The organism is Lysinibacillus sp. GJ-1, from assembly GCF_021166035.1.
Taxonomy (GTDB): Bacteria; Bacillota; Bacilli; order Bacillales_A; family Planococcaceae; genus Lysinibacillus; species Lysinibacillus sphaericus.
In genome coordinates, this window is the sequence record NZ_CP088912.1 from 353,601 (window position 1) to 379,611 (window position 26,011).

Below are 26,011 nucleotides of genomic sequence, written 5' to 3' on the forward strand. Positions count from 1 at the left end.
TTAAAAACATGATGAAAAATTGGAAACCTCTTCTTACAATTATTTGTTTAACGTGGTTTATATTCGGTGTGTTTACATTTTCAAAAATTGGTTATCAGTATGTAGGGAAATCTTATTTTCAATCTGAAAAATTTCAACATGAACTGGACAATTTCCTAGCAGAAATAGGACCGCTCGCGTTAAATATACCAACCGCAGAGGAATTGAAGAGCAAGATTACAGTTTCGCAAAATGAAATTGAGGAACATCGAAATTATTATGGCTCACTCGGCACGCAAATCGACAATATAAAAAGTCAATATGAGTCTCGTATTCAAGAAGCAGCTGATAATAATGCCAATGATTTAAAGACAAAGCTTGAAAATGAGCAAGATGCCAAAATAAAAGATATTACGAAAAACTTTGAAGATGATGAATATGTTCGTAAGAAAATTGTGGCGCAAAAGGGCGCGCTTATTGATAAATATATAAAATCTGTAAAAGATGAAGCAAAAGATTTCGCAAAAAATTATAATTATTTTTCTTATGAATTAACAGATGAAAATGGTGAAACCTATCGTTCAGGAAATATTACTGACAGTAATGTATACAAAAAAACATATATAGAACCGCCAATAAGAACAGGTAGTATTAGTAACAATTCAAGTAATTTATTATACGGTTCAGATGTATACATCGAATCCGACGTATTAAATGAAATGACTGATTACACTGGGACGATTACGATTTCTAAAAAAGCAGCCCAATCCGCAGCAATTATGGAAGGCTATGACCGATTTAAACGCAATCAATATATGTTCTTTATGATTTGGATATCAAGTCTTATCGCGGCATTCTTTGTTTGGAAAGGGCGGAAAGAATTGCTACCAACGATTGGGGCACTAAAAGAAAAAGAATCTCTAGCGAAGTTTCGCATTGATATCCAAATTGTCATATTGTTTATTACAGGTTGTATCTATTGGTTTTCTTCATATGCTGCATTTGAAGCAATTGAATATATGTATCAATACAATTATGTGCGTTTTTTAATTGACTTTGCTTTTAAAGCATTGATTTTGATCATTATTGGTGTTGCGTTTTTCGTGCAAGTTATTTGGTTATATGGTCGCGTTAATACTGTTGAAAAGCTAAGTGAACATGCACAAGACAGTTATTTATGGGGAATTGGAGAATCCATGACTGATTTATTTTTAAATCGATCAATCGCACTAAACTCGATTGTCATGGTCGCAGCTGCCTTTTTTGGTGGTGGTAGTTTTGTTGCAAGTGTTTCTATGGGCGGAGGATTTCCGGTTATGGTATTCGGCATCTGTGGGATTGTTGGTATCCCAGCAATGGTTGTCTTCCTATCTAAAATGGGCTATTTAAATCGCATTATGAAAGATACAAAGGATATGGCAGAAGGGCGACTTAATCGAGATGTAAAAGTGAAGGGGAAATCCCCATTAGCAGCTCATGCCGAAAATCTTAATCACTTACGTGAAGGTGTTCGTACATCAATGCATGAGCAGGCAAAGAGTGAACGCTTAAAAACAGAGCTTATTACAAACGTTAGCCATGATTTACGTACGCCTTTAACTTCAATCATTACGTATACGGATTTATTGAAAAATCCAGATATTACGGAAGAGGAGCGTAAGCAGTATATTCATATTCTCGATAAAAAATCAGACCGTTTAAAAGTGCTAATCGAGGATTTGTTTGAAGTATCCAAAATGGCGAGTGGCAATATTGAGCTCCATCGAAGTCGTGTGGATGTCACACAGCTTGTACAGCAAGCAGTTGGAGAGCATGAAGAGGATTTATCACAGGCACGCTTAGACTTGCGTATGACAATGCCGAATGAGCCGATTTACGCTTATGTGGACGGGCAAAAATGGTGGAGATTGATTGATAATTTAATCGTCAATGTATTGAAATATGCACTAGAAGGTACACGTGTCTATGTTACGTTAAAAAGAGTGGCAAATGGTGATGCTGAATTCACGGTGAAAAATGTTGCGAAATATGAAATAAGCGAAAATGCTGATGAATTGTTTGAACGCTTTAAGCGAGCCGATGCATCGCGTCATACAGAAGGCTCAGGCTTAGGTTTAGCCATTGCGCAATCTATTGTTGATTTACACGGAGCGCGTATGAGTATAGAAGTAGATGGAGATTTATTTAAAGTAATTGTACGAATTCCAGCAGTATAAAAAAGCAGCGGCATATCTATTTGCCGCTGCTTAAATTTTGGTAAAGCGTTGATTTCCGTTCTAAGCGCTCCCTTTCCGCAGGCACTGCGTCAACTAATTTTTGTAGCATGCGCCACAAAAAATGGATTTTCAGCTCGTGCTGTTCCTGAAGGAGTGTCGCATCTTCCACTCCAATCAACTAGTAAACTTGCTAGTTATCCTATCCTCCTCCTATGCTAAAAAATGTTACGGTGACATTAAACTCCCTCGCCTTCAAAGCGTCTGCGATAACAAATACTTTGGAGAAATACGTTGCTAAAGGAGCTGTGTTGGTAAAATATCCACTCATATGAGAGAAGCTTTATTGATTATAGTGAAGGATTGCTCGACGTGTGTTAGTGAGGGGTGCGGCCCTACGCTGAACGGAAAGCACCGCCAAAGCGGACAACAACGGCATAGCAAAAAAAGTGTTAGATTGACTAAAGCAATCTAACACTTTTTCCTTTTGTCCTAGTCACATTGGCTCGGAGCGACAATGCTTTTATAAGCCTATATTTTTGGCAATTATCATTTTCATTACTTCATTTGTGCCTGCGTAGATTGACATTACGGGTATATCACGATAACGTCTTGCAATTTTATATTCTTCCATATAGCCATAGCCACCGTGTAACTGCATACATTGGGCTGCTATGTCGCGTGCATTTTCGGTAATCCAGTATTTCGCCATAGAGACCTTTGTCACAACATCTTGACCTGCAATATGCTCTTCAATTAAGGATTCTAAAAAAGTTTTGCCAAGTTCTATTTTAGTGGCCATTTCAGCAATTTTAAATTGCGTATTTTGGAAGTCACTAATGGATTTTCCAAAAGCTTGACGTGATTTCACATAATCAACCGTCAAAGCAAGCATATCTTCTGCTGCTGATTGGGCAGCAATTGCAACAGCTAGACGCTCTTGTTGGAGCTTTTCCATCATATAGGTGAAGCCTTTTCCTTCCTCCCCGAGTAAATTTTCTACTGGGACACGGCAATCTTCAAAAAATAGTTCAGCTGTATCTTGTGCATGCATTCCTACTTTTTCAAGTTTGCGTCCCTTTGTAAAGCCTGGTGTTCCTTCCTCAATCACGATAAGGCTAATACCTCGATGCTTTTTCTCTGCATGAGGATTTGTTTTTACGGCAACCACCACTAAATTTGCATGAATACCATTTGTGATAAAAGTCTTTTGACCATTGACAATAAAATGATCGCCATCGCGAATAGCCGTTGTTTGGATATTGGCTAAATCGGAGCCTGTTCCTGGTTCAGTCATAGCAATCGCAGTAATCGTCTCGCCTGTTACACATTTTGGAAGCCAACGCGATTTTTGCGCAGCGCTTCCATATGCCTCGATATACGGCACAACGATATCATTATGCAAACCGACACCAATCAGGCTTGAACCTACGCGTTCTAACTCCTCTTGAATAATAACACCAAAGCTGAAATCTAACCCTACCGTACGCTTCTTCAACTTGAGGACATAAATAACCTAATTGTCCGAGCTTGTGCCAAAACTCTAGTGGAATAAGGTGATCTTTTTCCCATTGATCATAGTGTACCTCTGCTTCTTCAGCTAAAAACTTACGTAATGTTTTACGGAATAACTCATGCTCAGTTGATTCAAATTTGTACTTCCCCATTGAGACAACACCCCTTTATTAGCTCGTTTATGCAAAAATTTTCTAGTACATCTATAATGTTACTGAAATACAGTGCAAAATAAAAGTGCTTTTAAAAATACGATTCTTATATGGAATGCTATAATCACAATGAATATATGAAAGAAGAGGACTACTATATGGCAAAAATTGTTGTAGGATTTGTTGTTATAAGTATATATAGCGCTTTAACTTTCTATTTGGGCTGGGGCATCAAGCAATGGCTTGACGCAATGAATTGGTTTCACTATCCCATTTTTTATTGGCTCATACTTTATATTGTTTCTTTTAGCATTATTATCGGCAGGCTACATGAGTCTTTACGCGTATTTTCAGTTATCGGTAACTATTGGATGTTTATATTTGAATATGGCTTGTTATTATGTTTAACTGTACAGCTTGTAATGTGGCTAACACCATTTCATAATATTCGCATAATTGGTAGTTTAGCAGTTGCTATGTTCTTTATATTATGGGTTTTCGGTTCTTATTTTGCATACTCTCCAGTTGTCCGGCATTTAAATATTGTAATGCCTCAAAAGGATAGTGAGCTATCCTCGATGCGTGTTGTCGTTGCATCGGATTTTCATTTAGGCGTGCTATCAAACAAAAAGCATTTACAACGTTTTGTTAAGTTATCAAATGAAGCGGAGCCAGATGTGGTTTTTTTAGCAGGAGATATTGTGGATGATGATCCAAAATGGTTTGTTCAAGAGGGAATGGCTGAAGTAATGAAACAGCTAACAGCGACTTATGGTGTGTTTGGAGTACTTGGTAATCACGAATATTACGGAAAGAAAATTCCCGAATTTGTAGAAGAAATGAAAAAAGCTGGTGTTAAAATTTTGCGAGATGAAACAATTCGAGTGAACAATGCGTTTATAATAATAGGCCAAGAAGATAAAACGAATAAAGAAAGGAAACATCTTGAAGCTTTGAAATTGAGCGACCAGTTGCCTTGGTTTGTTATGAATCATACACCAGATGATTTGACAACACCTGCGCGTACAGGGGTAAACCTTCATATGTCTGGACATACACATAAAGGGCAGCTATGGCCGAATCAGTATATTACGGCACGTGTATTTGAACTAGATTATGGTTATAAGCTGAAGGGACAAATGCATACACTTGTTTCATCGGGCTTTGGATTTTGGGGACCACCAATGCGCATCGGCAGTCGCTCTGAGCTATGGGTAGTTGATATTACTTTTCAGTAAAAGAGGTAGTATAAGAAAAAGGAGTAGCTTATAATAAGTTGGTGTGCGCAAAAATCGCTTAAAGCTAAGTCTTTCAAATATCGTGGGCACAAAAGAATGTAGTCTAGGTGATTGTCAATGGAACGTACACAGAGCCTTTTTATCATTTGTGGCATTTCTTTATGTTGCGGAAGCTCTGATTCCCCCGCGTAGAACAAAAGTAGAATAACGTTAAAAGGTAAGGTGACAATGTGGAGATAATAGAATTATTAAAGGCACTTATTTTAGGCTTTGTCGAAGGAATGACAGAGTTTGCACCAGTATCATCTACAGGTCATATGATTATTGTCGATGATATGTGGTTGAAGACAGAAGAGTTTTTAGGAAAGTATCCAGCTAATACGTTTAAAATTGTTGTTCAGCTAGGGTCAATTTTAGCGGTTATCGTGGTCATGTGGAAGCGTATGCTAAGTCTAGTTGGTCTCTATAATATTGATGGACAGTCAAAATCGATGACGGGTCGTTTTAACTTAATGCACGTGATTGTTGGTATGTTACCAGCAGTAGTGCTAGGTTTTGCTTTTAAAGATTTTATTGATGACCATTTATTTAAAGTAGAGCATGTTATTTATGCATTAGTTGCAGGGTCAATTTTAATGATTGCGGCTGATAAATTGGCTCCAAGAAGACCAAAAGTTAATTCATTAGATGAGATTTCTTATGGCATGGCGTTTAAAGTTGGTTTAGTACAGTGCTTATCGTTATGGCCAGGATTCTCTCGTTCAGGTGCAACAATTTCAGGTGGGGTTCTTTTTGGGATTAGTCACCGTGTAGCTGCTGATTTTACATTTATTATGGCAGTTCCTATAATGGCAGGTGCCAGTCTTGTATCAGTATTGAAAAACTGGGATACGCTTTCAATGGATTATTTAGGGTTTTATGTAGTTGGTTTTATCAGTTCATTTGTATTCGCATTATTATCCATTAAGTTTTTCTTGGCACTTATTTCAAAAGTAAAACTAATGCCATTTGCAATCTATCGTTTAGTGTTAGCAGCAATTCTTAGTGTTATTATATTTATGTAATTAAAAAGTCACTCATTTGTCACAACAATGAGTGGCTTTTTTTTGATTTTACAACTTTTTATTTAGAATAAGTACTACTTAAACATTATTATTGTCAAATTGATAATAATATATATAAAATTTATTAGGTATAAGGATATATAAAAAGGGTGAAATTAGTGTAAAATCGTGGTATAGTAGATAAAATTTACCGAACTATTGTAACTATTATTACATACACTTTATAATCAATAATAGAAAAGGTCATAATACTTATTTTAGCTAATAGGTTTTAACATTCAAAAAGAATAGACATAATATTTTAATTTATGGGGTGGAGAGATGTTTCAATTTAGAAATAGACCTAAGCAAAATACAATTGTTATGAATGATGTGTCAAATACAGGTGTAATTATTCAAGATCAGGAACGTTTGCTACAGTTACACCTTGTCAATCTCACAAAACAGGACTTGCAGTTAATAAAAAGTTTAAAGCCTTATATCGAACAAAATGTTGTGGATATTGTTGAAACATTTTATAAGGCTGTTGAGAGTGTACCGACTTTACGGGATGTTATTCAAAAGTACAGTTCGAGTGAACGCCTTCGCCAAACACTTCGCCACCATATAATTGAAATGTTTGAAGGAAGAATAGATAATGCCTTTATAGAAAAAAGGCGAAATGTAGGCAAGATGCATGTAAAAATTAACTTATATCCCAAATGGTATTTAGCTGCGTTTCAAAACTTAGAAAAATCTTTGCGCAAGACTGTTTATAATTTATATTTGTCTAAAGAAGAAGAAGAGAAGTATTGTGATGCAGTAAGTAAAATGTGTAATTTCGAACAACAGATTGTACTAGAAGAATATAATAACTACTCCAATTCTTTAATAGAAGAGCAACGAATGAGTGTCCGGACACATGTAAAGGATATAGTGGGTGGGATTTCGACGCAATTAGAGGCACAGTCACATGAGACAAATGAGTCAGTAATGGAGCTTATTTCTAGCACAAAGCAAGTGAATGCATACTTAAAAGACAGTATCGATGAGGCTAAAATGATGCAAAAGGTTTCATCTGAAGGCTATTCGAAAATCGTATTGTTAAATGAGCAAACAGGCAAAATCAATGATAAAACGATTGAAATGGCAATGATGGTGGAGGAACTCAATCATTCCTCTTCAAAAATAAATAATGTTATTGAAATGGTCAAAAACATTTCTGGACAAACCAATTTACTAGCATTGAATTCAGCAATTGAAGCTGCAAGAGCTGGAGAACATGGAAAAGGTTTTGCAGTTGTCGCAGATGAGGTGCGTAAGCTGGCAGACCAAACGAAAGAATCTGTAGAGCAAATTGCGGAGTTAATCGGTATGTCCAATGGGATTACAAAACACGTTGTACAAGCCATTCAAGAAATTCAAGTGCTTGTTAATAATAGTATCGAGCAAAACTTGAATTCATTAAAAGCCTTTGACGCAATATCCGGCTCGGTGGAAGGCTCTATTGTCAACTTTCAAAATGTCGGAAGTCAAATAACGGAATTGGCGAATGTCATTGAATCCATTGGAGAATCTTCCGAGGAATTAGAACGAGTTGCGAGTCGTCTAGATACGACCATTAAAGATTTCTAACGGAACACGTAGCATTTTGCTGCTCGTTAAAAGTAGCACAATCACCGCATTTTACTACAATTAACAATTGGATATAAAATTCATTTTCTATAAAAAAGCATAAACATGACTAAAGGTATTAAGTTCAACTACTTGATGCCTTTTAATATTATTTTGAGCTAGGTACAACAAAAGGGATTTTTTTGCCTAGAACTGTCGGAATTTAGATGGAATATTTTTGAAGCGAACGGATAGAATGCCTGAACAGAAGGATAGATTTACTAAAAAGAAGGATGGAATGAAAAAGTAATAAAACGCTTTTTAAAAAGGGATCTAGTGGGGAAAATCAATGTAAAAGCTTGCTTGTGACCTTCCCATATTAGTGTTACGCTATAGGCAAAATGGGGAAACGAATAAGGGGTGTTGGATGATGAAAAAGAAATTGTTTATTACACGTAAATTCCCGGCTCAGTTTGTCGAGCCTTTAGAGGAGCATTATGATATTGAACAATGGGAGGAAGAGGAGACCGTTATACCTCGCGCAAAACTTTTAGCAGCCGTTGCAAACTGTGAAGTTTTGTGGGTAACGATAGCGGATCAAGTCGATGAGGAATTGCTTTCACACGCCCCCAATTTAAAACTTGTGACAAATTTAGCAGTGGGCTTTAATAATATTGATGTGCCAGCATTACGTAAAAGAGGCATTATGGCAACAAACACTCCTGGTGTGTTAACTAATACGACGGCTGATTTAGTATTCGGTTTATTGCTAGCTACAGCACGTAGAATACCAGAAAGCGAGCGTTATTTACGTGAAGGTAAATGGCAAAGCTGGTACCCTATGCAATTAGTTGGAAAAGATGTATCAGGCGCAACAATTGGAATAATCGGAATGGGGCGGATTGGGCAGGCTGTTGCAAGACGAGCAAAAGGTTTTGATATGAAAGTTTTATATCATAACCGTAGACGTCGCCATGAAGCAGAAGAAATGTATGGGTTTTGCTATGCATCACTTGAAGAGCTTTTAACAAAATCTGATTTTGTTGTGATTATGACACCCTATAATAAAGATACGGTCGGTTTAATTGGTGCAAAGGAGCTTGCCTTAATGCAGGAAGATGCGGTATTAATTAACGCGTCTCGTGGTGGTATTATTGACGAGAATGCCCTTTATAACACCTTGAAAAATGGCAAGCTATGGGCTGCTGGTCTAGATGTTTTTGAACAGGAACCAGTTGCATTGGATCATCCACTATTAACCCTACCAAATGTTGTTGTATTACCGCATATTGGTAGTGCATCTTTAAAGACAAGAACAGCTATGCTAATGCTTAATGTCAATGCACTAATGGCATATGGGCAGGGTAAGCCACTTTCAAATAGAATCGATTAACGAATGGAGCTTGGCTCATAGAAAGTAAATAAATCTAGGCGCAGATCTAAATGGATCAAGCGCCTTTTTTTGTGCCTATAGATTGATAGTGCAGACACTATATGGGATATTTAATGAAATGCTAGAAGATGAATTTCATTATTATGAATTTATTTCACAATTTATTGCGAATAAGATTGATATATATTATATTATTCACAAATATGAAAAATAGGGGTGAGATGATGAATATAGGGATGGAAATAAAAAAATTGAGGACGGACAAAGGTATTACTTTGAAAGAGTTAAGTGAAAGAAGCGAACTATCTGTTGGGTTTTTGTCTCAATTAGAGAGGGGACTTACGACGATAGCAGTCGATTCACTTGAAAAGCTAGCTACAATATTGGGAGTCCATTTAACATATTTTTTTGATTATCCACATAAGCGGAAAGATATCGTTTTAAGGAGTTATGAGCAAGAAATAATGGAAGCCGTAGAAGGTAGATTTATTAAGTATAGTTTAAGCACCAACTTGGAAAATAAACAACTTGTTCCAAGGCTTATCGAAATTCTACCGCAAAAGCAAGATGAAGAAATTTTATCTTATACGCATGAGGGCGAAGAGTTTATTTACGTTTTAGAAGGTATATTAACCGTTTACATAAATGGTAATCGACATGAAGTGTATCCTGGTGATTGTGTTCATATGGACTCAACTATCTCTCACAATTGGGCGAATTACACTAATAAAAAGGTTAAGCTTATCGCTGTTAACACACCTAATTATCTTTTCAAATAGTAGGATGTACACTACAGCTAGCGAGCAGTAATAAAGCTTATAGAAAGTGATAATGGGAATGGATAAATTTGTATTATACCTAATTGGTTCTTTTTTTGTAATCGGTGGGATTGATTATATTACTGGTAATCATTTGAAATTGGGCAAAAAATTTGAGGAAGGCATAAAAACGATGGGGGCATTGGGGCTTGGTATGATAGGAATACTGTCTTTAGCACCTGTATTAACAAATTTTTTATCCGCTCAAATTAGTCCAATAAGTAAAGTATTTCATCTGGACCCTTCCATTATTCCAGCAGCATTTCTAGCTGTCGATATGGGAGGCTTTCAAATGGCTGAAAAGCTTGCTTTGTCAAATGAGATGGGAGCATTTTCAGGAATTATTATTGCATCTACTTTAGGAGCTACCGTTAGTTTTTCAATACCTGTTGCGTTAGGGATGCTTGCTAAAGAGGATGAAAAATATTTTGCTAAAGGTGTGCTAATTGGCATTATTACTATACCAATTGGATGTCTTGTAGCAGGCTTATGGCAAAAAATAAATATCATTCTACTTGTATGGAATCTGGTTCCTATATTTGTTTTTACTATTATGTTAGGGGTCGGATTACTCAAGGCTCCACATGTTTTTATAAAAGCTTTTAATCTATTTGGAAAGTTTATAGTGACGTTAAGTACTGTTGGATTACTATTCCAAGGCATTGACGTGATATTTGGTGTAAAGCTTGTTTCAGGATTAGCACCGCTATCTGAATCGATTATTATAGTAGGAAAAATTGCATTTATTTTAGCGGGAGCATATCCGATGCTAGCTATGCTAAGTGGAATTTTCCAAAAAAGTTTTAAAGCATTAGGAGAGAAAGTTGGCATAAATGCTGTGTCAGTAGCGGGCCTTCTCGGAAATTTAGCTAGTAATCTATTAATATTTGGAACATATAAGGATATGAACCCTAAAGGAAAAGTGGTATGTACGGCTTTTGGCGTAAGTGGAGCATTTGTATTTGGGGGTCAATTTGGTTTTGTATCAGAAGTAGCTCCGGAAATGCTAGGTGCGTTTATAGTAGCAAAACTGACTGCAGGGTCTATTAGTATAGCATTGGTCTTATGGCTGTATGATCGTGAAAATAAAAAAATGCATGTAAAGGAAAATGGAGGTATTCGTAATGAATAGTAGAGATAGAGTCAAAAAGTTAAGAGAGCTCATGGTAAAACATCAACTGGATGCTTATATCATTCCAAGTTTTGATGCACATCAAGGAGAATATGTAGCAGAACATTGGAAAGGTAGAGAATGGCTATCAGGTTTTACAGGGTCGGCAGGGACGGTAGTCATTACTTTAAATGATGCCGGTTTATGGACAGATGGCAGATATTATATTCAAGCTGACAAGCAACTTGAAAACTCAGGTATTAGATTATTTAGAATGATGGATCCAGGGGTGCCTTCTTATACAGAATGGCTAGCAGAGGTTCTTGAAGAAGGCAGCAATGTTGGCTTTGATGGAAATGTTTTTTCAATTGATATGGTTAGAAGTATGGTAAAAGATTTAAAAGCGAAGGCAATCTTATTCAAAATGAATCAAGATTTAATTGGTGAGTTATGGGGAGATAGACCAGAAATTCCTAAAGGAACGATTTTTAGTCATGACGTCAACTATGCTGGAAAATCACGTTCGGAGAAATTAGATGAAGTAAGGGCAGAAATGAAAAATCAAGGAGCGAATTATTATATTTTAACTTCTCTTGATGATATTGCATGGCTATTGAATATTAGAGGAGCAGATGTACCGAACAATCCAGTGGCTATAGCGAATGTCATCGTAGCAGAACATACATGTTATTTATTTATTGATTCTTGCAAGGTCCCTACTGCGCTGAAATCAGAACTGGAGGGGGAAGGTATTGCGTTAAGGGAGTACCATGAAATTGAAACTTTTTTAGCAAACCTTTCGGGCGGAGATACTGTTAGTCTAGATACAAATAAAACCAATATTAGATTGTATAATGCCATTAACAGTCATGTAACGAAAATTGAAAGTCCTAACATGACGACTAACTTAAAAGCGATTAAGAATGAGGTGGAAATAAAAAATCTAAAATGGTGTGAAATAAAAGATGGTTTAGCTATGGTGAAATTTATAAAATGGTTAAAACACGTTGTAGATAAAGAAGAAGTTACAGAGATTGCTGCAGAAGAAAGATTAGAAAATTTCAGAAGAGAGCAAGAAGGATTTGTAGGGCCTAGCTTCGATACGATTGCAGGTTATCAAGACCATGCTGCGATGATGCATTATAAAGCTAATAAAGAAACACAATATACGCTGAAAAATGAAGGTCTATTTTTAATTGATTCAGGCGGACAGTATTATGATGGAACAACAGATATTACACGGACAATTGTTTTAGGGAGTCTTACGGATGAACAAAAAAGAGATTTTACTTTAGTGTTAAAAGGGTTTATTGCATTAAGCTCAGTGAAATTTTTGTACGGTGCAACAGGAGCTAATTTAGATGTTTTAGCAAGACAACCAATTTGGCAGTATGGCTTGGATTATAAATGTGGCATAGGCCATGGTGTAGGTTTTTTCTTGAATGTTCATGAAGGGCCACAAAGCATCCGCCATACCAATCATGTGCCATTAGAAAAAGGCATGATTATTACGAATGAACCGGGAATTTACCTTGAAGGTAAGTATGGCATTCGAATTGAAAATATGATGTCAGTAGTAGAAGATGAGAAAACAGAATTTGGTCAATTTATGAAGTTTGAAGCAGTAACGTATTGTCCTATTGATTTAGCAGGTATCAATCAAGACATGTTAACAGAAAGTGAAAAGCAATGGCTAAATCATTACCATCAAGAGGTATTCACTACGCTAGCTCCTTATTTAAACGAAGAAGAACAAGTATGGCTAAGGGAAGAAACAAAAGCGATATAAAAAAGTTTAGCGGATAAAACGCTATCCAATCACCATGCAATGATAAAACATAGTGAAAACTAGTTGATGGTAGCGAGGTGGCGACTCCTGCAAGAACGCACAAAACATAAGAAGCGGGCATTCCGCGCGAAAGCAAGGATTGCAGCTTACTGTGCTGAGCGGAAAGCGACCGCCGTAGCGGACATCAACGCCATAGCAAAACAGTGTTAGATTGATTGGGGTCAATCTAACACTGTTTCTCTTTTGTTCCAGCCTTTTTAAAGAAAAGCCTAAGACCTATTTGGCTAGTTACTTATTGAACATATCAAATAGACCACCGATACCACCTTCACCTGATGAATGTCCGCCACCGCCTTGTGAAATCGGTGCTGCAGCGAAGACGCGGCTTGCTAATCGGCTAAATGGTAATGATTGAACCCATACAGTACCAGGAGTACGTAAAGTTGCAAAGAAGATACCTTCTCCACCGAATAGTGCCGTTTTTACGCCGCCAACCATTTCGATATTATAATCAACGTCAGAAGTCATCGCCACTAAACAGCCTGTATCCACACGTAAAACTTCACCTGGTTGTAGCGTTTTTCGATGAATTGCCCCACCAGCGTGTACAAAAGCCATACCATCGCCTTCAAGCTTTTGCATAATAAAGCCTTCACCACCGAAGAAGCCTACGCCAATTTTTTTCTGGAATTCGATACCAACAGAAACGCCTTTAGCAGCTGCTAAAAAAGCATCCTTTTGACAAATAATTTTCCCTTTATGTTGACTTAAATCCATCGGAATAATCTTACCTGGGTACGGAGACGCAAAATAGACATGACGTTTCCCTGTACCGTTATTTGTAAATGTTGTCATGAATAAGCTTTCACCAGTTACTAGACGTTTCCCTGCGCCGAGTAATTTCCCCATAAGACCGCTTTGGCCATTGCCTTTCGAACCATCTCCGAAAATTGTCTCCATTTGAATCGCATCATCCATCATCATTAAGGCGCCAGCTTCTGCTACCACCGTTTCTTGCGGATCAAGTTCAACTTGCACATATTGCATGTCATCCCCAAATACTTTGTAGTCGATCTCATGGTTATTCATCGTGTAATTCCTCCAATATCATTTGTTGTTATTGTATACGATTATTATGCAGGATAGTTTCATTACATAATTAATAATTTTAGAAAAAAAGGGATTAAGATAGAAAATGTCGAATATAAAAAACTAGAATGTGTATTATTTATCTTTTTTCAGTTGTTTTACTACTAGTGGTGAAAGTATCATCATCTAGTTAAAATTACTGGAAATGAAGATAAAGCCTTTGGCAAGTGCCACCGATATTTTAACCTAACATTGCTACGAAATTATTATTCGAGTCATATCTTTGTTATGAAAATTCGGAATTTTGGCATTTTGTATCTGCATATATATAATGCAGTACACATAGAGGGCGAGAGCGACGGATATTTTCTGTAGCATTAGCGACATGTTCAAAGAAGCCAAGGCATCATAGATATATCAGGGGGTGTGTGTAATGGAGATTAAAAACTATATCGGTGGTAAATGGGTTACACATTCGCATTTACAAAGTATAGCAGTGACGAATCCTGCAAACGGAGAGCACTTAGCAACAATACCACTTTCAACTGCAAATGAAGTGACGGAAGCGGTAGCTGTAGCGAAGGCAGCACAAAAAAGTTGGGCACTTGTGCCAGCACCAAAGCGTGCAGATTATTTATATGCCATCGGTCAAAAGATGAAAGACAAGAAAGAATATTTGGCGACCGTTTTAACAAAAGAAATGGGTAAGGTGATTGAAGAAGCTAGAGGTGAGGTACAGGAAGGAATTGATATGGCTTATTATATGGCGGGTGAAGGTCGACGGTTATTTGGAGAGACGACACCGTCAGAGCTTGCCAATAAATTTGCTATGAGTGTACGCGCACCAATAGGCGTAGTAGGGTTAATAACTCCTTGGAATTTCCCAGTGGCAATTGCTACGTGGAAATCCTTCCCTGCAATTGTCGCTGGCAATACATTTATTTGGAAACCATCAAATGAAACACCGATGATGGCTTATGAAATGGGGAAAATTTTTGAAGAGGTTGGCTTACCGAAAGGAGTAGCAAATATTGTTTTTGGTACAGGGCCAACTGTCGGAACGGCGCTAATAGAGCATCCCGATGTAAAAGTCATATCGTTTACCGGCTCTACCTCAACAGGAAGTAAGGTGGCGGAACTTGGCGGCAAACATTTAAAGAAAATTTCGCTAGAGATGGGCGGCAAAAATGCTGTCATTGTAATGGAGGATGCAGACTTGCAGCTCGCTACAGAAGCGATATTATGGAGTGCATTTGGCACCGCTGGTCAACGATGTACAGCATGTAGTCGTGTGATTGTGCATAAAGATGTAAAAGAAGAATTAGAAAATCGTCTATTAGAAGCAATGCAGTTTTTAACAATTGGAGACGGTTTGGATGAAACTGTGAAAATCGGTCCAGTCATTAATAGAGCGGCATTAGAAAAAATTAATCATTATGTACAGATTGGTAAACAAGAAGGTGCATCCTTATTAACAGGTGGCAAAATTTTAAATGAAGCACCTTATGATAAAGGGTTTTACTATGAGCCCACATTGTTTACAAATGTAAAGCCTCATATGATTATTGCACAGGAAGAAATTTTTGGTCCGGTCGTCTCTCTTATTGAAGTTGCAAATTTAGATGAAGCAATCGAAGTCAATAATGGTGTGAAATTTGGCTTATCAAGCTCTATTTTCTCACAAAATGTGAACACGATTTTCCGCGCTCAACGCGACTTAGATACAGGTATTGTTTATATCAATGCAGGTACGACAGGTGCAGAAATCCATTTGCCATTCGGCGGAACGAAAGGAACAGGGAATGGACATCGAGATTCCGGTGTGGCAGCATTGGACGTTTACACAGAATGGAAGAGCATCTACGTTGACTACAGCGGTAAATTACAAAGAGCACAAATCGATACAAAGTAACAGATCAATGAAAGGGGATGTTCTTGATGAAAGTTGTTGTATTAGGTGCAGGATTGATGGGGAAAGAGGTTGCTCGTGATTTAATAAAAAATAGTAAAGTGGAACAGGTCATTTTAGGGGATATTGATGTAAAGACAGCCCAACAATTTGTTGAGACGTTAAAGACAGATAAAGTTGAAGTCGTAGAGCTTCATGCGGAAAATGATGACTCTTTAACATCGGTTATTGCGAAAGGTAATGTTGTGGTCAATGCACTGTTCTATTCGTTCAATGAACGTGTAGCACGAGCTGCGATAGAAGCCGGTGTCCATTCTGTCGATCTAGGGGGGCATATTGGCGGTGTAACGGATAAGATTTTATCTTTACATGAAGAAGCAAAGGCAAAAGGTGTGACACTTATTCCTGACTTAGGTGTAGCTCCAGGTATGGTCAATATATTAGCGGGCTATGGCGCAACAAAACTAGATGAAGTGGAATCTATTAAACTCTATGTAGGAGGTATTCCAACAGAGCCGAAGCCACCGTTGCACTATACACGTGTCTTTTCATTGGATGGTGTATTTGACCACTATACAGAGCCTTCTAAAATGATTCAAAAGGGGAAACTTGAAGAAGTCCCATCATTATCAGGGATTGAGCCTATCTATTTCGATGATTTTGGTGTGCTTGAGGCATTTTATACATCGGGTGGTATATCCACTCTTTATAAGACATTCCCAAATGTCCACACATTAGAATATAAGACAATTCGATATAAAGGGCATGCAGAAAAGTTTAAATTGCTAGCTGATTTAGGCTTTTTAGATGCAAGTAATAATGTAGAAGTCGATAACCTAGAAGTGCCTGTTAGAGCTGTTGTCAGGGAGGCGCTTAAGAAGAAGCTTGAACTTGGAACAAAGCCTGATGCGGTGTTATTACGAGTAATTGTTTCAGGAGAAAAGGCGCAACAGCAGGTCACATATGAATACGAAATGGTCGTACGTAAAGATATGACGAATAATGAAACAGCGATGGCTCGTGCAACAGCGAATACAATTTCTGTCGTTGCCCAAATGATTGGTGATGGCGCGATTACAGAACGTGGCGTGTTTGCTCCAGAAACGATCGTTCCAGGGGAGACGTATATTAAAGAAATGGCGAAGCGCGGTGTTGTCATTAAAGAAACATCACATAAGTCTGCAATGATTGTGAAATGGTAGGTGAAGTCCTTGAATTTCGATTTTACAACGGAGCAGGAAATCTTACGAAAAACCGTACGCCAGTTTGTGGATGATGAAATAATGCCACATATTGCAAAATGGGACGCCGCAGGAAGTTTTGATACAAGCATTTGGTCAAGACTAGCCGAGCTCGGACTAATGGGTGTTTGCGTGCCAGAAAAGTACGGTGGTAGCGGCATGGATTATAACGCACTAGCCATTGTATGTGAGGAACTTGAACGGGGGATACTACTTTCGAACAGCTGTATCCGTCCATATAGGTTTAAATAGTATGACGTTAATGCAATGGGGCACCGAGGCGCAGAAACAGCAATACCTTGTACCACAGGCGAAGGGGGTACGGATTGGGGCTTTTGGGCTGACTGAACCTGGTGCGGGTTCGGATGTAGCAGCCATGACGACAACAGCCATACGAGATGGTGATTGTTATGTGTTAAATGGGCAAAAAACATGGATTTCCTTATGTGATATAGCAGATCATTTTATTGTCTTTGCTTACACAGATAAAGCGAAAAAGCACCACGGTATCAGTGCCTTTATTGTAGAACGCTCCATGGTTGGCTTTACTTCTAAGGCGATTAAGGGCAAGTACGGTATTCGTGCTGGCAATACAGGTGAGCTCTTTTTCGAAGACTTACGCATTCCAGTTGAAAATCGTTTAGGAGAAGAGGGAGAGGGTTTTAAAATTGCGATGTCTGCACTGGATAATGGTCGCTTTACAGTGGCTGCAGGCGCAGTTGGGCTTATTCAAGCGTGTCTTGAGGCAAGTGTGAAATATTGCCATGAACGAGAGACATTTGGGAAGCCTATTGGCGAGCATCAACTTGTCGGACAGATGATTGCCAAAATGGAAGCGGGCTATCAAATGAGCCGACTGCTCGTTTATCGGGTTGGCGAGTTGAAAAATAAAGGTATTCGTAATACTAGAGAAACGTCCTTGGCGAAGTGGCAGGCATGTGATTTTGCCAATAAGGCGGCTGATGACGCGCTGCAAATTCATGGTGCGTACGGCTATTCGGATGATTATCCTGTAGCGCGTTATTTACGTAACTCGAAAGCGCCCGTTATTTATGAAGGTACACGAGAAATCCATACAATTATGCAAGCAGATTATGTACTTGGTCGAAGAAACGATAAGCCATTAGCCAAAATGTTACCGAAATGACCATTTGATGAGTAAACGACAGCTATTTTAAATTTATTGTACAAAAGGCATCCGGATGACCTATTCCAGATGTCTTTTGTTATGGTGCCAGGCACCGAAACAATTCTGAATTTGGTGGTAGTCACTTTTATTTTTATGAAAATTTTTCATGTAATGTAACTTTATAACCTTTTAGTAGTCTAATTATAAAACAAGTAATATGAAGGAGTGGAAAATAATGAGAAGTAAATGGCTAGCTATATTCATGATTATCGTTTTAGCTGCTTTACCAGGGATTTTTACATTGATGATTTCCCCAGAGGCACAAGCTAAAGCAGCAAGTACAATAATGACAACGCAAAGTTGGCGAGCATCCTTTTCACAAACATTAAAAAATGTAACAGATGAATATGTCTATGTTACGGATGAGTCGGGCAAAAAGGTGACGGCAACGATTACATTAGGAGAAGATAAAAAATCTCTTTTTGTCAGTAACCTTCCTGCTGGGAGTTACCGCTTACATGTGCAAAAGGAAGCTTTTGCTTATAGTACATTGAAAGCAACATCGCATGATATTGCCTTTACTGTTATTGACAAAATAGAGGCTGTTAAATCTGAAAAAGAGTTACAACAATATTTTGAAGCTGTTGTGGCAAATGGAAATAGAGGACCAGAAATAAACGTCCTTGAAGATAGTGCTTCTAGTAGTAAAGATAGTGCCCCAGTTGCAGATAATTCTTCTACAACAAACAACCAAGTAGAAGGTGTCGAGGAGGGGGATATCGTCGTTGTTAAAGATGGCTTTATTTACGCTATAAAAGATCAAAGTATAACGGTTGTTGACGCTAATAATCCCCAAGATTTGAAACTTGCAACGACAATTAAACAAAAGGAATCTCAATATATTACGAAACTAGCATTATACGATCAGCTATTAATTGCTATCGGAGAAGAATATATTGAGCAAGCAGGCACAAGTATGTCAACGGCAACTTTTTATGATATTTCAAATCCGAAAAATCCCAAAGTGATACGGGAAGTTGCACAGGAGGGCTCTTTACAGGATATACGTATTACGAATGATACGTTGTATTTAATTGGTAACATGCATCCGAATTATTGGATACTTCAAGAGGGAAGTAAACCAGATTTAAAACCTAAAACGTATGATAGTGTAGTAAGTAAGGAATACAAAAGCTTAGCTATCGAGAAAATTTCTATTTTACCAAACACGATGGATGGCTCATATAGTTTAATTACAGCAATTGATTTAAAAAATGGTGCCAAAACATCAGCGAGTACGAAAGGTTATTTAGGTGGTAGTAGTGGACTTTATATGTCAGAAGATGCCCTCTACTTAACTACACCAAAATATGACGATAAACAAATAACGCCAATGGGAGGTATAAAGGATAGAATCTGGATGCCTCAATCAAATGATACACAAGTGTTTAAGTGGGACTTAGATGGAACGGTCTTGAAGTTTGTAGGCACGAGTGAAGTGAAAGGATCCGTGTTAAACCAATATTCAATGGATGAGTATGACGGGAAATTCCGCATTGTGACGACTGAAGGAAATACGTGGGATGAAAAAAATATTTCTCGTAACCATCTGTTCATATTAGATGAGAACTTAAAAGAAATTGGTGCAGTAAAGGATATGGCACCAGGGGAAAAGGTGTATTCTGCCCGCTTTATGGGGGAGAAAGCTTATGTCGTAACGTTTAAGCAAGTGGATCCGCTATTTGTTATTGATGTAGCTAATCCACGAAAACCAAAAATACTAGGAGAATTGAAAATTCCAGGGTATAGCAATTATTTACATCCGCTTGATGATACACACTTAATAGGCATTGGTTATGATACGGAAGAACGTTATGATGCTTATACGAAACGCAATTTCACAGTGTCAACGAATATGAAAATGTCCTTGTTTGATGTGACAGATTTTAAAAATCCTAAAGAGCAATCTACCGTTAAAATAGGCGGTAAAGGCTCTTATTCAGATGTACAATACAATCCAAAAGCTTTATTCCGCAATAAAGACTATCATTACTTCGGCTTCCCAGTCGTGCTTTATGAAGAAGGAAAAGGCGATGAGATAGTCTACCAAGGTCAGGGTGCACAAATTTACGAAATTACAGCAGAGAAGGGCATTGTGCTAAAAGGAAATATTATAAATGGAAAGACAAATGAGCAATATGAGAATTGGGAGCAAGTTGTACAACGTGTTGTCTATGTTGGCGATACTTTATACACCGTTGCTCGCAATGAAGTAAAGAGCTACCAATTAAAAGATTTCAAAGCGCTAGATACACTGGTTATTAAATAATAGATTAAATCGAGTGGTGACTTCTGCTTAAAATGCACACAACGTAAGAGGCAACTAGCGTGTGCGTGGTGAGGCGGATAACACCGACATAGCAAAAAAGTGTTAGATTGATTGCGGTCAATCTAACACTTTTTCTATTCGTGCTATTCACGATAAGGGAGAATTTCAGAGACAGTCACAAATTCATAGCCCTCACTCTGTAAGTAGGCTAATACAGCGTCAAGTCCATCTGCTGTTGATTGGTGAATATCATGCATTAACACGATGGCATTGTTGTGCATATTTTTTTTAATATATGTCAGTAATAATTGTGAATTACGATGTTTCCAGTCCAAAGTGTCAATGCTCCACAGTACTACAGGAACAGGTATTTTTGCATTGATGTCATCATTAGTAGCGCCGTATGGAGGTCTAAAAACAGTTGCGCCTTGATTAATCGCTAATTCAATTTCATTTGCAGTAGACGTATATTCTTTTAAAACTTGCTCCATTGGCATTTTAGTCAATACTGGATGATTCCAAGAATGGTTGCCGATTTCATGACCACGTGCGAGAACATCTCTCGCGATATTAGGATAGTGTTTCACACGGCTTCCGAGCATAAAGAACGTCGCTTTTGCATTGTATTTATCGAGCGTATTTAAAATTTGTTCGGTTACTTTCGGGTGTGGACCGTCGTCAAACGTTAATGCAATACGTTTGGCGTTTGGATCCCCTGGAGAAACAGGTTTTGTAGGTTCCATTGTTTCCATAGCAATTTGAAAATCGGATGCTAATAATGGATTAATAAGTGAAAGAGCAAGCTTCACTATAGGTGCACCTGCTGCGCCACTGGCAATTTCGTACTCATCAAAGTAAAAATGGATTGAATCATCGATAATAGCAAATCGATTAAAGTTTTCCCACTTCGGCTCAGTTACTTTCAGTAGCTCATCATTATTGAGTTGATCTTTTAGCTCAAGATTTTGCTGTAAGTCTTTGCGAACATAGGCTGCTAAAGTTGTCAGGTTATTGTTGTCGTTCTGTAATAATGTTTGGATATTGATTGCTTCACCCGTTTCATTATTAAAGAAAAATGTTTTAGTGGAGACGACATGATTTGCTCCGCCTAAATACAGCATTTTCGTCAAGACAAAAGAATAGTAGTGATCCTGATATGGGAAAGTCTCTAAATTTATAGTAAGCTCACCTGTTGCCTTTTTATCTTTATTTTTTTTCATAGATAACAGATAGTCTTCTTTTGCCTTTGTTATATACTGCAGTACGACATCGTTAAAAACTTCACTTTCTGTTTGTGGATAGTGAACGGCAAAAGGTGTGCGTTTATCTTTAGAAACGTCAGATGTAATACGTATACCTGGAAACGCAGAGTTTTCAGTGGATAGATTACTAGTTGCTTCACTATTTGTGTCTTTGGAAGCACTGATTTTTTGGAATTTAAAATGGTCCTTAGACAATACAATGACAAGGATGATGGATATTAATGTAACAATAAGCCCAATTAACAGAAAGTCAATCATAGGGCCGCGTTTTTTTCTGCGTTCCTGAATCAATGTTGGTACGCTCCTCTCTATAATTATTCTTCTATAAAATCAGACGTGCGAGTCAACGGAAAAGTTGTAGAAATCTACAAAGTTTTTGTTGAATTTAATAGAAATACAATAAAAAATAGTATGTAACAGTGTTTAAAAACTATCACGACAAGAACTTATAAAAGACTCGTTCAAAGCAAACTGTATTTTGCACATTTTAGCTCAATGAAATTCGACGGATAATGGATTTTGTACCGAAGGCATTGTATCATTTAGCGACAGATACAATTATGACAAAATATAATTGATAATATCGAAGATTTTTTGTTGAGTTTTTATTTACAGTTCGTTACTATATGCAAGGAACCTTTTGAAGGAGGTAGATAACTGGAATGCTATCACGTGAAGTGGATAATGAACTTACTATTGACTGCTTGCTTCTTGCAGGGCGAATTATGATTGAAAGTGGTGCAGAAACATATCGTGTTGAAGATACGATGCTGCGTATGGCACAATCTCAAAATATGCTAGATGCGCAATGTTATGCTACACCTACAGGTATTATTTTTTCGTTAGGCAAGACACAGCCGACGAGAATCACTTCTATTTCCAGTAGGGTTACAGATTTGCAAAAAATATCCTTGGTAAATTCAGTATCTCGTAGACTCACATCTCACATAATATCATTAGAAGACGCTTATGACGAGCTAAAGTCGATACAAAAAACAAATTATTTTTTACCAATTTATATACAAATATTTGCAGCAGCACTTGCCAGTGGCTGTTTTCTGATTATGTTTAAGGGTGGATGGTCTGATTTCCCTACAGCATTTATTGCAGGTGGGCTAGGATTTCTTACTCTTATTCTAATGAATCATTTAACAAAAGTGAAATTTTTCTCGGAGTTTACGGCTTCGTTAATTATTGGCGTTATTGCTTTTTTAGCAGTGAAGTTTAACTATGGTACAGAAATCGATAAAATTATTATTAGCTCTGTTATGCCACTAGTGCCAGGTATTTTAATCACCAATGCGGTAAGGGATTTAATGGCAGGTCATTTTATGTCAGGGATGGCAAAGGGAGCAGAGGCTTTTTTAACAGCCTTTGCTATTGGTTCAGCGATTGCCGTCATCCTATCGTTTTAGGAGGCGGAAGAGATGGATATAATTACACAATTAATTGTGAGCTTTTTTTCAACAGCAGGTATTGCGATTATTTTTAATGTACCAAGAAAAACCTTGTTTCATTGTGGTTTTGTTGGTGTGATTGGCTGGATGATTTATTATCTTTTGACTGAGCAGGGATTGGACGTTGTAGACGCTTCGTTTTTCAGCTCATTTATCATTGCAATTGTTGCACATTTATATGCACGCCGCTTTAAAATGCCGATGATTATCTTTATTGTGGCGGGAATCATTCCGCTTGTGCCAGGGGGGATGGCCTACAATGCAATGCGTAATGTTGTGGAAGATGATTATTTACAGGGCTTACAATATGGGCTGAAGGCGTTTTTAATTACAGGTGCAATCGTGATGGGCTTAGTGTTTGCAGAGGTCCTAATGCAATTTGTATTTCGTGCTATCCGCTCAAGCAAGTCGAAGTTGCAAAGAACTTATCGAAAATAAAGTATCACTTTACATTATACAAAATATGGTGAATAAAAAGAGCTGCTCCGAAAGTGTTGGATACTTCGGAACAGCTTTTTATCACATTATTTATTTTATAAGTAATGCTTCGATTTCGTCTGGTGTAACAGGTTTGCTAATATAAAAACCTTGAATAGCATCACAGCCGTAAGTGATTAATAGATCAGCTTGCTCGGCTGTTTCAACGCCTTCAGCTACCACTTTTAACTCCATAGATTTTCCTAACTGTACCATGCCATGCATAAGCTTTTGTGTTTTTTCGGACTTTAATAACGAACTAGTAAATGTTTTATCAATCTTTAATGTTTCGATTGGTAAAATTTGCATGTATCGGAATGAACCATAACCAGTACCGAAATCATCTAAAACAAAAGCAATCCCTTCGTTTTCAAGTTTTCGCATTTGCTGTGTAATAAAGGTAGCAGCTTCTGCTTCTAAGGCGAATTTTTCAGTAATTTCAATTTGAATGAGATTGGCAGGGCAATTTGTTTTGGCTAACATATCAAGAATGGATTTGGCCATGTTTTTATCGCGGAATTCACGCACAGATGAGTTAATAGCCACTTTTAAATTATGACCAGCCTTCTTCCAAATAAGTGCTTGCTCGCAAGCTTTTTCTATCATAAACGATCCAATATTGTTAATAAGACCCGTTTCCTCAGCGATTGGAATTAGTTCATCTGGTGAAACGACACCAATCACTTCATCTTCCCAACGAACGAGCGCTTCTACCGCTGTAATTTTACCCGAATAGATGTCAACTTGTGGTTGATAAAGTACTTTTAGGTTTTTCTGGTCTAGCGCTTGTAGCAGACGTTTTTCAATTAAAGCTTTTCGATTTAATGCTTTATGTGTTGCTTTTGAAAGGGAGACAATTTTGTCACCACCTGCTTCACGCACATTCGTAATCGTTGCGATTGAGGCCTTCATTAGTTGAGAGAAGGTTGTTTGATCCTCAGGGTAGCGTGTAATACCACCACTAATTGAAATAGGTACTGCGATATTGCTGCTATAGATTGGATGCTGTTGTAAATAGGACAAGAAGCCTTGTATAAACCATTCACTTAATGGCGTAATGACAACAAAATCATTTTCGTTAATACGAGCCATCGTACTGTCTTGGAAGTACATTTTGATGCGGTTTGTAAATTCGATAATTAGGCTTTGATTGATTTGTTGATCGTGTAATTCCTTTAATGTATAAAATTTATCGATACTTAAATAGACGAAGGAGAAGTGTTTTTCTTCCTCAATCATTTTTGTAATCACTTTTTCTAAACGGTGGGCATTCATTAAGCCTGTTTCTGTATCGATATAAGCAATTTTTTCAAGTTGGTGTTGAATGGTCTTAGATTTTGTAATATCCTTCTCAATTAAAATAAACTGTTGTTCATTTGCCTCTAAATTAAAAGTTGGGATAGCTGTGAGAAGTACCCAATAGGACTGCCCTGTTTTCGTAACCTTCTCGATTTCCCCTTGCCACGTATGGCCATTATTCAAATTGCGCCATATCGTATTTGTAATTTTTTCACTCGCTTCGTTTTCAGGGAATAGTTGCCAAAAAGTTTTGCCGATTACTCGCTTTGGTGTCCATTGGCTAATTTTTAAAAATTCTGCATTACACTCTAATATAAAGCCATCACGATCCAAAGTCACTGTCATAAATGTAGAGTCTAAGCCTTGCTTTAAGTCTACATATGTACTGCTGTTTGAAACAGAATTAATCATTAACTCTGGTAACATAAACATAATTAAAATAAGGTGTTCACCTTGTTCAATAAATGGTTTTGCCAGCAATGCTGAAGAGATTTCTTCTTCAGAATGTGTGTACACTTGAACTTTATCTATATATGTACTTTCTGTATTGTGTAAAATCGCTTGAAACGTCTCAGATGAAAGATTTCTTAGTAGATTTTCATGTATGGATGGAGTAGTATGTCCTGTAATGTCAGTAACTGAGAAACCAAATAGTTCTTCAGCGTGTTTTCCCGAAATTGTTGCTTGTCCATTTTGCTTTATGACAATTGCAGGAAAAGGAAGTGAATTTATATAATGTTCATCTATCGTAAATGATTTATGCATAAGACTCATGAGTATTCGATCTCCTTGGGTAATCAATATATACTAATATTATAGATAATTATCGGGAATTAGTCATTATGAATATAATTGTAAATATTTGATAATGAGAAAAAATAGGACTTTTCTAACGAAATTAAAGAAAAGTTTTGAAGAAAAATAACAGTTTTTAGTACGTATATAGGAAGCGGG

16 protein-coding genes and 2 pseudogenes are annotated in these 26,011 nt (G+C 37.4%); 14 read left to right on the forward strand and 4 right to left on the reverse strand.

What is annotated here, in order from left to right:
* The first annotated feature begins 8 nt into the window (after positions 1-8).
* A complete protein-coding gene (locus LO754_RS01685) occupies positions 9-2,195 on the forward strand; it encodes a sensor histidine kinase (RefSeq protein ID WP_231785460.1) in 2,187 nt (728 codons plus the stop codon).
* Positions 2,196-2,715: 520 nt separating this feature from the next.
* On the opposite strand, the pseudogene LO754_RS01690 reads toward LO754_RS01685, so the two are convergent.
* Positions 2,716-3,859: pseudogene (locus tag LO754_RS01690) on the reverse strand (acyl-CoA dehydrogenase family protein).
* 158 nt (positions 3,860-4,017) lie between these two features.
* Here LO754_RS01690 and LO754_RS01695 point away from each other — a divergent pair.
* The 7 genes from LO754_RS01695 (at position 4,018) to LO754_RS01725 (ending at position 12,865) form a co-directional block, all read left to right on the forward strand.
* Positions 4,018-5,097: a metallophosphoesterase gene (locus tag LO754_RS01695; protein ID WP_231785461.1), complete on the forward strand. Its 1,080-nt coding sequence runs from the start codon at positions 4,018-4,020 to the stop codon at positions 5,095-5,097.
* Positions 5,098-5,327: 230 nt separating this feature from the next.
* Entirely contained in the window at positions 5,328-6,161 is an 834-nt protein-coding gene (locus LO754_RS01700; protein WP_024362749.1) for an undecaprenyl-diphosphate phosphatase, read from the forward strand.
* 321 nt (positions 6,162-6,482) lie between these two features.
* Positions 6,483-7,775, forward strand: coding sequence for a globin-coupled sensor protein (locus LO754_RS01705; RefSeq protein ID WP_024362750.1), 1,293 nt, complete (start codon positions 6,483-6,485; stop codon positions 7,773-7,775).
* Positions 7,776-8,184: 409 nt separating this feature from the next.
* Complete coding sequence (locus LO754_RS01710) at positions 8,185-9,147, forward strand: 2-hydroxyacid dehydrogenase (protein WP_024362751.1); 963 nt, start codon at positions 8,185-8,187, stop codon at positions 9,145-9,147.
* A gap of 221 nt (positions 9,148-9,368) precedes the next feature.
* Entirely contained in the window at positions 9,369-9,926 is a 558-nt protein-coding gene (locus LO754_RS01715; RefSeq protein ID WP_231785462.1) for a helix-turn-helix domain-containing protein, read from the forward strand.
* A 58-nt stretch (positions 9,927-9,984) separates the two neighbouring features.
* Complete coding sequence (gene eutH, locus LO754_RS01720; RefSeq protein WP_024362753.1) at positions 9,985-11,097, forward strand: ethanolamine utilization protein EutH; 1,113 nt, start codon at positions 9,985-9,987, stop codon at positions 11,095-11,097.
* Entirely contained in the window at positions 11,090-12,865 is a 1,776-nt protein-coding gene (locus LO754_RS01725; RefSeq protein ID WP_231785463.1) for an aminopeptidase P family protein, read from the forward strand. The genes eutH and LO754_RS01725 overlap by 8 nt, the downstream gene beginning before the upstream one ends.
* A 288-nt stretch (positions 12,866-13,153) precedes the next feature.
* Here LO754_RS01725 and LO754_RS01730 read toward each other — a convergent pair whose 3' ends face one another.
* Positions 13,154-13,954 (reverse strand): TIGR00266 family protein, encoded by an 801-nt coding sequence (locus tag LO754_RS01730; RefSeq protein ID WP_231785464.1) that lies wholly within the window; start codon positions 13,952-13,954, stop codon positions 13,154-13,156.
* A 433-nt stretch (positions 13,955-14,387) separates the two neighbouring features.
* On the opposite strand from LO754_RS01730, the gene LO754_RS01735 reads away from it, so the two are divergent.
* The 4 genes and pseudogenes from LO754_RS01735 (at position 14,388) to LO754_RS01750 (ending at position 20,562) form a co-directional block, all read left to right on the forward strand.
* On the forward strand, positions 14,388-15,866 hold the full coding sequence (locus LO754_RS01735; protein WP_024362756.1) for an aldehyde dehydrogenase family protein: 1,479 nt from the start codon (positions 14,388-14,390) through the stop codon (positions 15,864-15,866).
* Between the two features lie 26 nt (positions 15,867-15,892).
* Positions 15,893-17,065 carry a saccharopine dehydrogenase family protein gene (locus tag LO754_RS01740; protein ID WP_024362757.1) on the forward strand — a complete coding sequence of 391 codons (1,173 nt, stop codon included), beginning with the start codon at positions 15,893-15,895 and terminating at the stop codon, positions 17,063-17,065.
* 9 nt (positions 17,066-17,074) lie between these two features.
* A pseudogene (locus LO754_RS01745) lies at positions 17,075-18,251 on the forward strand (acyl-CoA dehydrogenase family protein).
* 217 nt (positions 18,252-18,468) lie between these two features.
* Complete coding sequence (locus tag LO754_RS01750; RefSeq protein ID WP_024362759.1) at positions 18,469-20,562, forward strand: beta-propeller domain-containing protein; 2,094 nt, start codon at positions 18,469-18,471, stop codon at positions 20,560-20,562.
* A gap of 143 nt (positions 20,563-20,705) precedes the next feature.
* Here the strand turns inward: LO754_RS01750 and LO754_RS01755 are convergent, their stop codons facing one another.
* Positions 20,706-22,115 (reverse strand): polysaccharide deacetylase family protein, encoded by a 1,410-nt coding sequence (locus LO754_RS01755; RefSeq protein WP_231785465.1) that lies wholly within the window; start codon positions 22,113-22,115, stop codon positions 20,706-20,708.
* Positions 22,116-22,486: 371 nt separating this feature from the next.
* Here LO754_RS01755 and LO754_RS01760 point away from each other — a divergent pair, with 371 nt between their 5' ends.
* Together LO754_RS01760 and LO754_RS01765 are read left to right on the forward strand one after the other, a co-directional pair.
* Complete coding sequence (locus LO754_RS01760; protein ID WP_024362761.1) at positions 22,487-23,239, forward strand: threonine/serine exporter family protein; 753 nt, start codon at positions 22,487-22,489, stop codon at positions 23,237-23,239.
* 12 nt (positions 23,240-23,251) lie between these two features.
* Positions 23,252-23,719 carry a threonine/serine exporter family protein gene (locus LO754_RS01765; RefSeq protein WP_024362762.1) on the forward strand — a complete coding sequence of 156 codons (468 nt, stop codon included), beginning with the start codon at positions 23,252-23,254 and terminating at the stop codon, positions 23,717-23,719.
* A 90-nt stretch (positions 23,720-23,809) separates the two neighbouring features.
* Here LO754_RS01765 and LO754_RS01770 read toward each other — a convergent pair whose 3' ends face one another.
* Positions 23,810-25,831 (reverse strand): bifunctional diguanylate cyclase/phosphodiesterase, encoded by a 2,022-nt coding sequence (locus LO754_RS01770; RefSeq protein ID WP_024362763.1) that lies wholly within the window; start codon positions 25,829-25,831, stop codon positions 23,810-23,812.
* Between the last annotated feature and the right edge of the window lie 180 nt (positions 25,832-26,011).

Excerpts from the sequence above, each read along its gene's own strand:
- LO754_RS01770 (WP_024362763.1), bottom strand. The coding sequence starts at position 25,831 with ATGAGTCTTATGCATAAATCATTTACGATAGATGAACATTATATAAAT.
- LO754_RS01710 (WP_024362751.1), top strand. The coding sequence starts at position 8,185 with ATGAAAAAGAAATTGTTTATTACACGTAAATTCCCGGCTCAGTTTGTC.
- LO754_RS01740 (WP_024362757.1), top strand. The coding sequence starts at position 15,893 with ATGAAAGTTGTTGTATTAGGTGCAGGATTGATGGGGAAAGAGGTTGCT.
- LO754_RS01750 (WP_024362759.1), top strand. The coding sequence starts at position 18,469 with ATGAGAAGTAAATGGCTAGCTATATTCATGATTATCGTTTTAGCTGCT.
- LO754_RS01685 (WP_231785460.1), top strand. The coding sequence starts at position 9 with ATGATGAAAAATTGGAAACCTCTTCTTACAATTATTTGTTTAACGTGG.
- LO754_RS01760 (WP_024362761.1), top strand. The coding sequence starts at position 22,487 with ATGCTATCACGTGAAGTGGATAATGAACTTACTATTGACTGCTTGCTT.
- LO754_RS01765 (WP_024362762.1), top strand. The coding sequence starts at position 23,252 with ATGGATATAATTACACAATTAATTGTGAGCTTTTTTTCAACAGCAGGT.
- LO754_RS01730 (WP_231785464.1), bottom strand. The coding sequence starts at position 13,954 with ATGAATAACCATGAGATCGACTACAAAGTATTTGGGGATGACATGCAA.
- eutH (WP_024362753.1), top strand. The coding sequence starts at position 9,985 with ATGGATAAATTTGTATTATACCTAATTGGTTCTTTTTTTGTAATCGGT.
- LO754_RS01705 (WP_024362750.1), top strand. The coding sequence starts at position 6,483 with ATGTTTCAATTTAGAAATAGACCTAAGCAAAATACAATTGTTATGAAT.
- LO754_RS01715 (WP_231785462.1), top strand. The coding sequence starts at position 9,369 with ATGATGAATATAGGGATGGAAATAAAAAAATTGAGGACGGACAAAGGT.
- LO754_RS01725 (WP_231785463.1), top strand. The coding sequence starts at position 11,090 with ATGAATAGTAGAGATAGAGTCAAAAAGTTAAGAGAGCTCATGGTAAAA.
- LO754_RS01735 (WP_024362756.1), top strand. The coding sequence starts at position 14,388 with ATGGAGATTAAAAACTATATCGGTGGTAAATGGGTTACACATTCGCAT.
- LO754_RS01695 (WP_231785461.1), top strand. The coding sequence starts at position 4,018 with ATGGCAAAAATTGTTGTAGGATTTGTTGTTATAAGTATATATAGCGCT.